Consider the following 11624-nt stretch of genomic DNA (forward strand, 5'->3'; position numbering starts at 1 on the left):
GAACGGCTTGCAATTAAACAGTATGTAAAGGGGTGCGGACACAGTGGCCCCTTACCTGGACCTCGGCGTTCCGCTACGCGGGGGCCGGGAGGTCCACCAGGGCGGCGATCGTGTCCTGGTGGCGGCCCGCCGAGCCGAGCGCGAGCTGGTCGGACTTGGCCCGCTTGAGCGCCAGGTGCGCGGGGTGCTCCCAGGTCATGCCGATCCCGCCGTGTAGCTGGACGCACTCCTCGGCGGCCCGGACGGCCACCTTGGAGCAGTAGGCCTGGGCGACCGCGACCGTGAGCGGGGCGTCCGGGCTGTCGGTGGCGAGGGCGTCGGCGGCGGCGCGGGCCACCGCCCGGGCGCCGACGGCATCCAGCCACAGCTGGGCCATGCGGTGCTTGAGCGCCTGGAAGGAGCCGACGGGCCGGTTGAACTGGTGGCGCTCGCGGGTGTGCCGGACGGTCTCCTCCAGACACCACTCGGCGAGGCCCAGCTGCTCGGAGGCGAGCAGTCCGGCGCCCGCGAGCAGCCCGCGGCGGACGGCGGCGCGGGCCTCGTCCGGTCCGGCGAGCCGGCTGCCGGTCCCGGTCTCCGTGGTGACGCGGGCGAGCGGGCGGGTGAGGTCGAGCGGGGTCTGCGGCTCGACGGCCGCCTCCCCGGCCGGTACGGCGTACAGGCCGTCGGTCCGGGAGACGAGGAGGACGTCGGCGGCGACGGCGTCCGCGACGCCGGTGACGGTGGCCGCGGTGGACGGCTCCGCGGACGGGGAGGCCGTCAGGGGTACGGCGAGCACGGCGACGCTGCGGCCGGTCGCGAGCGCGGAGAGGAGTTCGGCGGCCGGGGCGCTGTCCCCCGCGAGGGCGAGGAGCGTCTCGGTGGCCACGACCGCGCTCGTGAGGTACGGCGCCGGGGTGACCGCGCGGCCCAGTTCCTCCAGGACGACGGCGGCCTCGCGGTGGCTCGCGCCCTGGCCGCCGAGCTTCTCGGGTACGAGGAGTCCGGCGGCGCCCATGTCCCCGGCGAGGGCCTTCCAGAGCCCGGGGACGTACGGGCTGTCCGTCTCGATCCGGCCGAGCAGCTCCTGGTGGCCGGCCCGGTCGGCGAGCAGGGAGCGGACGGCGGCCCGCAGGTCGTCCTCGGTCTCGGAGTAGAGGAGGTCACTCATCGGGTCAGGTCCTTCCAGGCGACGTCCTTGTCGTTGCGGGGCTCGGAGGGCAGACCGAGGACCCGTTCGGCGACGATGTTGAGCAGGACCTCGGTCGTGCCGCCCTCGATCGAGTTGCCCTTGGAGCGCAGGTAGCGGTAGCCGGCGTCGCGGCCGGTGAAGTCGACGAGCTCGGGGCGGCGCATCTCCCACTCGCCGTACAAGAGGCCCTCCTCGCCGAGGAGTTCCACTTCGAGACCGCTGATGGCCTGGTTGAGGCGGGCGAAGCCGAGCTTCATCGCGCTGCCCTCGGGGCCGGGCTGGCCCGCGACGAGCTGCTGGCGGAGGCGCTCGCCGGTGAGCCGGGCCACCTCGGCGTCGACCCAGAGGTCGAGGAGGCGCCGGTGCAGGTCGTGGGTGCGCAGCTCGGGGCGCTCGCGCCAGGTCGTGGCGGCCTTCCCGATCATGCCGCCCTCGCGCGGGATGCGGGCGCCGCCGATGGAGACCCGCTCGTTCATGAGGGTGGTCTGCGCGACCCGCCAGCCGTCGCCGGTCTCGCCGAGGCGGTGGGCGTCGGGGATCCGGACACCGGTGAGGAAGACCTCGTTGAACTCCGCCTCGCCGGTGATCTGGCGCAGCGGCCGGACCTCCACGCCGGGGTCGGTCATGTCGCAGACGAAGTAGGTGATGCCCCGGTGCTTGGGCACGTCCGGGTCGGTGCGGGCGATGAGGATGGCCCAGCGGGCGACGTGGGCGCTGGAGGTCCACACCTTCTGCCCGTCGACCACCCAGTCTCCCCCGTCGTCCCGGACGGCGCGGGTGCCGAGCGCGGCGAGGTCGGATCCGGCGCCGGGCTCGCTGAAGAGCTGGCACCAGACCTCCTCCCCCACCCACAGCGGGCGGAGGAAGCGGCGCTTGACCTCTTCGGAGCCGTACGCGAGGAGGGTGGGGGCGGCCATGCCGAGGCCGATGCCGATGCGGCGCGGATCGTTGTCGGGGGCGCCCGCCGCGGCGAGTTCGGCGTCGACGACGGCCTGGAGGGCGCGGGGCGCGCCGAGTCCGCCGAGACCCACCGGGTAGTGCACCCAGGCGAGTCCGGCGTCGAAGCGGGCGCGCAGGAAGTCGGTGCGGTCGGTGGAGGCGGGCGGGTGGTCGGCGAGCAACTGCCGTGTGAGCGACCGCAGTTCCGTGGCGTCGGTCACGCGCGGGCTCCTTCCGGGAGGACGACCAGGCGGCCGGTGGTGGTGCCGTCGGCGACGCGCTGGACGGCGTCCGCGGCGCCGGCGAAGGGGACGCGCTCGCCGATGAGGGGCTTGATCAGGCCCTTGGCGGCGTAGGCGGTGAGGGTCTCGTGGCAGCGGGCGATGGCGCCCGGGTCCTTCGCCGCGTACAGGCCCCAGTGGAGGCCGAGGACGGAGTAGTTCTTCACGAGGGCGTGGTTGAGGGCGGGGGTCGGGACGGTGCCGCTCGCGAAGCCGACGATCACGATGCGGCCCTCGAAGGCGACGCACTTGGCGGACTGCTGGTAGGCCTCGCCGCCGACGGGGTCGTAGATCACGTCGGCGCCCCGGCCGCCGGTCGCGGCCTTGACGGCGGCGACGACGTCCTCGGAGCGGCGGTCGATCACCAGGTCGCAGCCGAGCGCGCGGGCGACCTCCGCCTTCTCCGGGCCGCCGACGACGCCGATGACGGTGGCGCCGGCGGCCTTGCCGAGCTGGACGGCGGCGCTGCCGACGCCGCCCGCCGCGGCGTGGACGAGGAGGGTCTCGCCCTCCTGGAGGGCGGCCCTGCGGTGCAGGCCGAACCAGCCGGTCTGGTAGCCGATGTGCAGCGCGGCGGCCTCGGCGTCGTCCAGGCTCTCCGGGGCGGGGAGCAGTCCGGCGGCGTCGGCGAGCGCGTACGCGGCGAATCCGCCGTGCGGGAGTGCGGCCGTGGTGATCACGCGGCGGCCGTCCTCGGTCTCGCCGCAGAGCTCCACGCCGGGCGTGAAGGGCAGCGGGGGCCGGATCTGGTAGTGGCCGCGGCAGAGCAGCGCGTCCGGGAAGTTGACGTTCGCGGCGCGCACCCTGAGGAGGACCTGCCCGTCGGCGGGCATGGGCGGCTCCACCTCCTCGCGGCGCATCACCGCGCCCGGTTCGCCGTTCTCGTACACACGCCATGCCTGCATCCGCGAGCCTCCTCCGTACCGAGTGGTCGGTGGCATACTAAGCGGTCGCTTGTCCGCTGCGGAACCGGTCGGCCGAACTTCGTCCGCCGGTCAGCCGGACTTCTTCGGCCGCGCCCTGACGTGCATGCGCTCCCCCTGAGGCCCGAAGAGGCTGAGGAACTCCACGGGGCCGTCGTCCGTCGGGCCGAACCAGTGCGGGACGCGGGTGTCGAACTCGGCGGCCTCACCGGCGGCGAGGACGACGTCGTGCTCGCCGAGGACGAGCCGCAGCTTCCCGGAGAGCACGTAGAGCCATTCGTACCCCTCGTGGACGCGGGGCTCCGGCGGCTCGTGCGGCTTCTCCTGGATCACCTTGTACGCCTGGAGCCCGCCGGGCTGCCGGGTCAGCGGGTACATCGTGCGGCCGTGGCGCACGATCGGCCGGGCCTTGACCCGGGGGTCGCCGGCGGCGGGGGCGCCGACCAGCTCGTCGAGGGGGACCTGGTGGGCGCGGGCGAGCGGGAGGAGCAGTTCGAGGCTGGGCTTGCGCTGCCCGGACTCCAGCCGGGAGAGGGTGCTGACGGAGATGCCGGTGGCGGCGGAGAGCTCGGCCAGGGTCACACCGCGGTCGCGGCGGACACGGCGGAGCCGGGGGCCGACCTCGTTCAGTACGGCGTCGATGCGTTCGTCGTCTTCGGTCATGGATCCAGTGTTGCAGAAACGGCAAGAACAGTTGCCGTTCGATGCGAGGGGAAGCGACTCTCGGGCCATGAGCACGAACGTAGGGAGCACGGACATGACGGTGACGAAGGACCGGTACGACGTCGTGGTGGTCGGCGGTGGGGCGGCCGGGCTCAGCGCCGCGCTGATCCTGGGCCGGTCGCGGCGGCGCACCCTGGTGGTCGACGCGGGCGAGCCCCGCAACGCGCCCGCGGCCCACATGCACGGGGTGCTGTCCCGGGACGGGATGAGCCCCGCCGCGTACCTGGAGGCCGGGCGGCGCGAGATCGCCGCGTACGGGGTCGAGTGGCGGGCCGGGACGGTGACGGGCGCGACGCCGGACGGACAGGGCGGGTTCACGGTGTCCCTCGCGGACGGTACGGCCGTGGGCGCGCGGCGGCTCGTCGTCACGACCGGGCTCGTCGACGAGCTCCCGACGATCGACGGGGTCGCCGAGCGGTGGGGGCGGGACGTGCTGCACTGCCCGTACTGCCACGGCTGGGAGGTCCGCGACCGGGCCTTCGGTGTGATCGCGCACCCGAGGATGCCCGCGCACCAGGCGCTGATGCTCTCCCTCTGGTCCCCGGACGTGACCCTCTTCCTGCACACCGCCGACGCGCTCTCCGCGCAGGACGCGGCGCTGCTCGACGCGGCCGGGGTCGAGGTCGTGGCGGGCGAGGTGGCGGGGCTCGTCGTCGAGGACGACCGGCTGACCGGGGTCCGGCTCGCCGGCGGCCGGGTGGTCGACCGCTCGGTGGTCTTCGTCGGGGCCGATCGCCTCGCGCCCCGGGACGGCGTCCTGCGGCAGTTGGGGGCGGCGCTGCGCGAGACGCCGTTCGGCGCGTTCGTGACGGTGGACGAGACGGGCCGGACGAGCGTGCCCGGTGTCTGGGCCGCCGGGAACGTGACGGGCCCGCAGGAGCAGGTCGTGAACGCGGTCGCGCTGGGCTACCGGGCCGGCGTGGCGATCAACAACGAGCTGCTGCTCGGCGACCTGGAGGACGTGGTGGCCGGTCGGCCGCGCGGATGAACCGGAGGTGCTGCGGCTGCGCCGCCGCGACGCAGGGGTGAGGATCGGTCATGGTGGCCGGAAGCCGGCGGGACCGACGGCACGGCCCGGACGGCAGCACGGCCCGGACGGCAGCACGGCCCGGACAACGGCACGGCCCGGACGGCAGCACGGCCCGGACAACGGCACGGCCCGGACGGCAGCACGGCTCCGGCAGTCACGGACGACGGAAGGACAGGACACCCCCCATGCTCGGTACGCAGTTCACCACGGGTTCCCCCAGCTGGATCGATCTCGGCAGCCCCGACCCGGCGGCCGCCGCCGCGTTCTACGGCGCCGTCTTCGGCTGGGAGTTCAGCTCGGCGGGACCGGACGCCGGCGGCTACGGCTTCTTCCAGCAGGACGGCCACACGGTCGCCGCGCTCGGACCGCTCACCGAGGAGGGCGCGAGCAGCGCCTGGACGGTGTACTTCCGGACGCCGGACGCGGACGCCACGCAGAAGACGGCCGAGTCCGCGGGCGGCACCGTGCGCCTCCCGGCGTTCGACGTCATGGACGCGGGCCGCATGGCCGCCCTCACGGACCCGGGCGGCGCCCGGTTCGCCGTCTGGCAGCCGGGAAGGGTCCAGGGCCTGGAGCGGACCTCGTCCACCAACACCCTCGTCTGGGCGGAACTCCACGTCGCCGACCCGGAGTCCGTCCTCGCCTTCTACCGGACGCTGTTCGGCTGGCGCTGGGCGGAGATGGAGGCACCGGGCATGACGTACCGGGTGATCTCCACCGCCCAGGGCGACCAGGAGGACGCCTCCTTCGGCGGCGTCGCCGAGCTCCAGGGGGAGACACCCCACTGGATCCCGTACTTCGCGGTCGAGGACCCCGACGCGATGGCCCGGACGGCCCAGGGCAACGGCGGCTCGGTCCTCATGCCGGCGGCCGACATCCCGGACGTCGGCCGCATCGCCTGGCTCGCCGACCCCTTCGGCGCCCCCTTCGCGGTGCTGAAGCCCGCGCCGATGGGGTGAGCGGGGCTCCCTCCGGATCCCGCGTCAGCGGGGGAAGAGTTCGAACGTCACCGCCGGGCGGCCGCCGAAGCGGTCGGCCGCGCGGGACGTCGCCGCGGTGAGGAAGGAGCGGACGTACTCCTCCGGGTCCTCGTCCGTCAGCGCCTCGATGTAGGCGCGGTGGCAGAGGAGCGAGCGGACGGCGCGGTCCAGGCCCGGGGCCGCGTCGATCGCGTGGGTCGGGGTGCTGGAGGCCGCGACCGCCACCCAGCGCACGCCGTTCCAGGGCTCCAGGCCCTCTGCGGTGAGCTCGGGGAAGATCCAGCGGTTTCCGGCGTCCGCCGCCGCGTCGAGCGTGGCGCGGCCGACGGCCAGGTGGTCCGGGGTGTTCCAGGGGGCGCCGGGGCCGCCGCCCCAGGTGTCGCGGTGGTTCAGGGTGACGACGAGCTCCGGGCGGTGGCGGCGGATCGCCGCCGCGATGTCGCGGCGGAGCCCGAGCCCGTACTCGATCACGCCGTCGCGGTGGTCGAGGAAGTCGACCGTCCGCACGCCGACGACGGCGGCGCTGTCCCGCTGTTCCCGCTCCCGCAGCGGGCCGCAGACGTCCGGGGCGAGGGTGTCGATGCCGGCCTCGCCGCGCGTGGCGAGGACGTAGACGACCTCCTTGCCCGCGTCCGTCCAGTCGGCGACGGCGGCGGCGCAGCCGTACTCCAGGTCGTCGGGGTGGGCGACGACGGCGAGGGCGCGCTGCCAGTCGCGGGGCATGTCCAGGAGGTCCGTGACGTCGTTCTCGATCATGAGCGCAGGATACGGGCCGCCTCGGCGACGGTCGGCCTGAACGCACCGGTGAGGATCACCGAGCGCGAGATGTGCCGCGGGCGGTCGGGGTTCAGGCCGCGCCGGTCCGCGAGGGCGACCGCGAGCCGCTGGGCGCGGACGAGCGCGGCCACCGGGTCGATCGCGTCGGCCGCGAACAGGGCGCCGGTGGACTCGACTTCGTCCCGGAGGCCCGAGGGGGCCGGGCCGAAGCAGGAGACCAGGCTGGTGCGGTCGCTGATGCTGATCGGGCCGTGCCGGTACTCCATCGCCGCGTACGACTCCGTCCAGGCGCGGGCCACTTCACGGAGCTTCAGGGCCGCCTCGTCGGCGAGGCCCACGGTCCAGCCGGTGCCGAGGAAGGTGAACTGACCGCGCCGCTCCCAGACGGCGGGGAGCCGCTCGTACAGCACGAGTTCCGCGTCGGCGATCGCGGGCGCGAGGTCCACCCCGAGCCCTGCGCGCAGGAGTTGGAGGGCCGTGGTGGCGAACCGGGTCTGGACGACCGAGCGTTCGTCGGCGAAGGCGAGGTCGACGATCTCGTCGGCGAGCTGTCCCGCCGGGCTGTCGGGGACGCCCGTGAGCACGAGGGTCGGGATGCGGCCTGCCGCGCCGGCAAGCAGGTTCACGACCTCCGTGGTCGTACCGGAGCGGGTGAGGGCGACGATCCGGTCGTAGCCGCGGCCGAGCGGGGTCCGGTCGGAGGCGGGGAAGGCGTCGGTCTCGCCCGCGCCGAGGGACTCGCGGAGCGCGGCGTAGGCGCGGGCGATGAAGTACGAGGTGCCGCAGCCGACGACGGCGACGCGCTCGCCCCGGCGCGGCAGCCGGGCGGCGTGGCGCTCGGCGGTCTCGGCGGCCCGGCGCCAGCAGTCGGGCTGGCTGGCGATCTCCGCGATGACATGGGTGCTCATGGTCCGGGTCCTCTCCTCGGGGACTCCCCCGTGGGGTCCGAACCGAGTTCTACCGGCTGCGGTCAAGAGCACACCATGAGCAATGGGAACTCACTGCTTGGACTTTTCCGCGGCCCCCGGACCGTCGGCCCCGCGCCGTCCGCCCCCGCAGGAGGCGCGGACGACGAGCCGGGGCCGCAGCTGCACCTGGTGGAGCGGGGCCGCGTCGCCCTCGGCGAGCCGCCGGAGCAGGATCTGCGCGGCCAGCCGTCCGAGCTGGTACTTGGGCGGCGACACGGCCGTCAGCGGGGTCTCCGCGACATCGGCGAACTCGTTGTCGTAGCTGATCAGGGCCAGGTCCTCGGGCACCCGGAGCCCCGCCCTGCGGACCGCCCCGAGCATCAGCGCGGCCTCCCGGTCGCCGAAGCAGAGCGCGGCGGTGACCCCGGCGGCGCGCAGGGCGCCGAGGGCCCGGTCGGCGCGGTCCTGGTCCCAGCGGGCCATGACGTCCCGCTCGTACGGCGGCGCCTCGGGCAGTCCGAGGTCGGCGAGCGCCCGGGCGAAGCCGGCCTCGATGGGCGCGGTGGTGGGTGCGTCGGTGCGGACGACGAGTCCGAGCCGTTGGTGGCCGAGGGCGCGCAGATGGCGCACGGCGTCGTAGGCGCCGCCCTCGTGGTCGGTGCAGACGTGTTCGGTGGCGTCGCCGGGGCCGTGGGCGGTGAGCCGGCGCTCGACGAGGACGGCGGGCACGGGCAGGGCGAGGAGTTCCTCGGCGCGCCGGCCGGGGTCGGTGGCGGTGTGCAGGCTGGGGACGAGGAGGAGCCCGTGGACGCCGTCGGCGAGGAGGCGGGCGACGGCGGCGTCCTCCTCGTCGGGGTCGTAGTGGGAGCAGGCGAGGACGAGCCGGGCGCCGTCCGCCGCGAGTTCCTTCTCGATGCCCTGGAGGACCCTCGGGTAGTAGAAGGAGGTGTCGGGGACGAGGACGCCGACGATCCGGCGGCCGGTCCTGTCCCGTTCGGGGCGGTGGGCGGCGAACGAGCCCGCGCCCTGCCGCCGCTCGACGAGGCCGAGGGCGACGAGGTCCTCGTAGGCGCGGCGGACGGTCGTCACCGACAGGCCGGTCTCGGTGGCGAGGGCGCGTTCGGTGGGGAGTTTGCTGCCGGGCGGCCAGGTGCCGTCGAGGATGCCGCGCCGCAGCTCGGCCATGAGCGTCCGGAACTTCAGCTCCCGGCCGGACGCCGGAGTCTCACGTCCCGCCATCCGGGCCCCCTCGCGCTCGCCGCGCCGGGCACGGCGCGCACATTGCTGATCGATTGCGCGCCGAATCCTATGCCCGGACGATCAGCACCGGCCCCGGACCGTCAGACCTCGTCCCTGGCGAGCGACAGCAGCCGGTCGAGGACGCGCGGCCCGCCGGCCCGTACCCCGTCGTGCTCGAACTCGTCGGTCACCCAGGTCCGCAGGCCGCGCACGGCGCTCGCCGTCTCCAGGGAGTGCGCGGTGTCCACGTACATGTCGTCGTGGTAGACGGCGGCGGCGACCGGGACCTCGTTGACGGCGAGGCGCTCGGGGTCGTAGAGCGGGGCCCAGTCCTCGCGTGCGGCGAGGAGCGCGGCGGTCTCGCGGAGCGGGCGCAGGGCGGGGTCGGTGGTGAAGTGCCAGGGATGGACGGTCTCGCCGGTGAAGAGGAAGGGCGCGCCGTCGGAGAGCGCGGCGGTGGCGTCGAACTCGGGGAACTCGCTCCTGACCCGCTCGGCGGCCCAGTCGGTGGGGCCCTGCCCCTGGGCGTAGATGGCCTCGTGGAGCACGGCGTACAGCGGGTGTCCCGCGTACGACAGGTGGGCCTGGACCTGTTCCAGGAAGGCGTCGGAGAGGGCGGGTCCGCCCGGGGTCGGGACGAAGGCGTGCTCCAGGAGGAGATGGAGCTGGTGGGTGCCGTCGCCGCCGCCGAGGAGGATGCCGAGGGACTGGAAGGCCTCCACGGTCAGGAGCCCGCCGCCCGGGAGGGTGACCTCGCGGTCGAGGAGGTGCGCGGCGATCGCCCGGGCGCGTTCGGCGTCCTGCGGGTAGCGGGCGAAGTGGGCCTCGTTCTTGCGCCGGACGCGGGGGTAGGCGGCGCGGTAGACCTCGTCGGCCGTCGCGTCCAGGGAGGGCAGGCCGCCGGTGACGAGGACCGTCTCCAGTCCTTCGGGGGCGGTGGAGAGGTAGTGGGTGGCGCAGAAGCCGCCGAAGCTCTGGCCGAGGACGGTCCAGGGGGCGCCGCCGGTGAGCCGTCGGCGGACCAGCTCGCAGTCCTTGACGATGGAGTCGGCGCGGAAGTGGGCGAGGTAGTCGGCCTGCTCGCGCGGGGTGCCGCGCAGGGGCAGGGTCTGGCGGTTGGCGGGGGTGGAGCGGCCGGTGCCGCGCTGGTCGAGGAGGAGGACGCGGTACTCGCGGACGGCCCGGCCGAGCCAGGCCTGCGGGCCGATGAAGCGGCGGGCGCCGAAGCCGGGCCCGCCTTCCAGGTAGACCAGCCAGGGGAGCCGTTCGCGGTCCTCGCCGGCCTTTCCGCTCGCGACGAGCTCCCGGCCGTAGACCTCGATCCGCTCGCCGTCGGGGCGGGTGTGGTCGAGGGGGACGGGGAAGCGGTGGTCGGTGAGGACGAGGCCCGGCTGGCGGTAGGTGGTCAACGCTGCTCCTGCTGCTCCTGATCGGTACGCCCCCGCCAGGACAGTGGATCACATGGCGGGGGCGTACCCGGGGACGGGGCGGGGCGGGTCAGGAGGTGGCGCGGGTCAGGAGGTGGGGAAGGAGTCCGCCGTCCTGATGCGGTCGCGGATCCAGACGCCGGCGGGCTTGAGGGAGCCGGTGCCGGTCCAGCTTCCGCCGGCGTCGCAGGTGCCGGGCTTGAAGACGGCGCCGCTGCGGTCGTCGTCGGAGAAGTTCCAGTTGACCCAGCTGATCTTCTTCGAGGCCATCAGGTCGAGGTACTTCTGCGTCATCGTGAAGTCGTTGGCGCCCTCGCCCGCGTAGTTCTGCGTGCCGAACTCGGTGACGAAGACGGGCAGCTTGGCGGCGGCGCGGGAGAGGGTGTTCAGGTACTCGTCCCGGTGGGAGTACGCGTAGAAGTGGAACGTGTACATGATGTTGGCCGCGTTCACGGGGTTGGACACGACCTCGGACTCGTCGGAGCCCTCCGAGACGCCGAACGAGGACCAGGCGCGCGTACCGACGAGGACCGGGGTCTCGGGGTCCTTGGCGCGGATGACGGGGATGAGCTCCTCGGCGTAGCCCTTGATCCGGGACCAGGAGACGCCGCTGGGCTCGTTGGCGATCTCGTAGAGCAGGTTGGTCTTGGAGCCGTGGCGCTGGGCGATCTCGGTGAAGAAGGCCTTGGCGCGGGCGAGGTTGTACCGCGGGTCGCCCGGGTCGAGCATGTGCCAGTCGACGATCACGTACATGCCGCGGGCGGTGGCCTGCTCGATGAGGGAGTGGGCCAGGTCGGTGTACTTGCGGGGGTCGGTCTCGTAGCCGTCCTCCTGGACGTACGTGGAGACGCGCAGGACGTCGGCCTTCCAGTCCTTGGCGAGGGCGTCGAGGGAGCCGCCGGTCAGGCACTGGGCGTACCACTGGGTGCCGTGGCTGGACATGCCGCGCAGCTGGATCGGGTTGCCGTACTTGTTGCAGAGCTTGGTGCCGCAGACATTGAGCTGTCCGTTGATCGCGGCGGGAGTGGTGGCGGCGGCGGTGGCGTCCGGGGTGGTGGGGGCCGCCTGGGCGGTGTCGACGTTCGACTCGGCCAGGCCGAGGAGCAGGGCGCCGAGAGCGGCGCCGGCGACGGCGAGGCGCCGGAGTCCGGGGCGGGGGTGGGAGTGGGAGTGGGAGTGGGGGCGTACGGATCGTGCCGAAGTCATGGGGGTCTCCACGGAACGAT

Annotated in this window: 11 protein-coding genes; 2 read left to right on the top strand and 9 right to left on the bottom strand. The window is 74.2% G+C overall.

The window, feature by feature from the left end:
* Positions 1–73: 73 nt before the first annotated feature.
* From ACFC0G_RS07925 to ACFC0G_RS07940, 4 genes are all read right to left on the bottom strand, one after another.
* A complete protein-coding gene (locus ACFC0G_RS07925) occupies positions 74–1150 on the bottom strand; it encodes an acyl-CoA dehydrogenase family protein (RefSeq protein ID WP_376398924.1) in 1077 nt (358 codons plus the stop codon).
* Positions 1147–2331, bottom strand: a complete 1185-nt coding sequence (locus ACFC0G_RS07930; protein ID WP_376398927.1) for an acyl-CoA dehydrogenase family protein — start codon at positions 2329–2331, stop codon at positions 1147–1149. Before ACFC0G_RS07930 ends, ACFC0G_RS07925 begins: the two co-directional genes overlap by 4 nt.
* Positions 2328–3296, bottom strand: coding sequence for an NADPH:quinone oxidoreductase family protein (locus ACFC0G_RS07935; RefSeq protein ID WP_376398929.1), 969 nt, complete (start codon positions 3294–3296; stop codon positions 2328–2330). Before ACFC0G_RS07935 ends, ACFC0G_RS07930 begins: the two co-directional genes overlap by 4 nt.
* 90 nt (positions 3297–3386) lie before the next feature.
* The gene (locus ACFC0G_RS07940; RefSeq protein ID WP_376398932.1) at positions 3387–3977 is read right to left on the bottom strand and encodes a helix-turn-helix domain-containing protein; all 591 of its coding nucleotides are present in this window, start codon (positions 3975–3977) and stop codon (positions 3387–3389) included.
* Between the two features lie 67 nt (positions 3978–4044).
* Here ACFC0G_RS07940 and ACFC0G_RS07945 point away from each other — a divergent pair, with 67 nt between their 5' ends.
* Positions 4045–5025: an NAD(P)/FAD-dependent oxidoreductase gene (locus ACFC0G_RS07945; protein WP_376398935.1), complete on the top strand. Its 981-nt coding sequence runs from the start codon at positions 4045–4047 to the stop codon at positions 5023–5025.
* Between the two features lie 227 nt (positions 5026–5252).
* Positions 5253–6026 (top strand): VOC family protein, encoded by a 774-nt coding sequence (locus ACFC0G_RS07950; protein WP_376398938.1) that lies wholly within the window; start codon positions 5253–5255, stop codon positions 6024–6026.
* 24 nt (positions 6027–6050) lie between these two features.
* Here the strand turns inward: ACFC0G_RS07950 and ACFC0G_RS07955 are convergent, their stop codons facing one another.
* The 5 genes from ACFC0G_RS07955 to ACFC0G_RS07975 all read right to left on the bottom strand — a co-directional run bounded on the left by ACFC0G_RS07955 (position 6051) and on the right by ACFC0G_RS07975 (position 11604).
* Complete coding sequence (locus ACFC0G_RS07955) at positions 6051–6803, bottom strand: PIG-L deacetylase family protein (RefSeq protein WP_376398941.1); 753 nt, start codon at positions 6801–6803, stop codon at positions 6051–6053.
* Complete coding sequence (locus ACFC0G_RS07960; RefSeq protein ID WP_376398944.1) at positions 6800–7732, bottom strand: SIS domain-containing protein; 933 nt, start codon at positions 7730–7732, stop codon at positions 6800–6802. The genes ACFC0G_RS07955 and ACFC0G_RS07960 overlap by 4 nt, the downstream gene beginning before the upstream one ends.
* A 90-nt stretch (positions 7733–7822) precedes the next feature.
* Complete coding sequence (locus tag ACFC0G_RS07965; protein WP_376398947.1) at positions 7823–8971, bottom strand: GntR family transcriptional regulator; 1149 nt, start codon at positions 8969–8971, stop codon at positions 7823–7825.
* Between the two features lie 101 nt (positions 8972–9072).
* Complete coding sequence (locus ACFC0G_RS07970) at positions 9073–10380, bottom strand: alpha/beta fold hydrolase (protein WP_376398950.1); 1308 nt, start codon at positions 10378–10380, stop codon at positions 9073–9075.
* A 105-nt stretch (positions 10381–10485) separates the two neighbouring features.
* A complete protein-coding gene (locus ACFC0G_RS07975; RefSeq protein WP_376398953.1) occupies positions 10486–11604 on the bottom strand; it encodes a glycoside hydrolase family 5 protein in 1119 nt (372 codons plus the stop codon).
* Positions 11605–11624: the final 20 nt, after the last annotated feature.

Source organism: Streptomyces sp. NPDC056169, from assembly GCF_042268445.1.
Classification (GTDB): Bacteria; Actinomycetota; Actinomycetes; order Streptomycetales; family Streptomycetaceae; genus Streptomyces.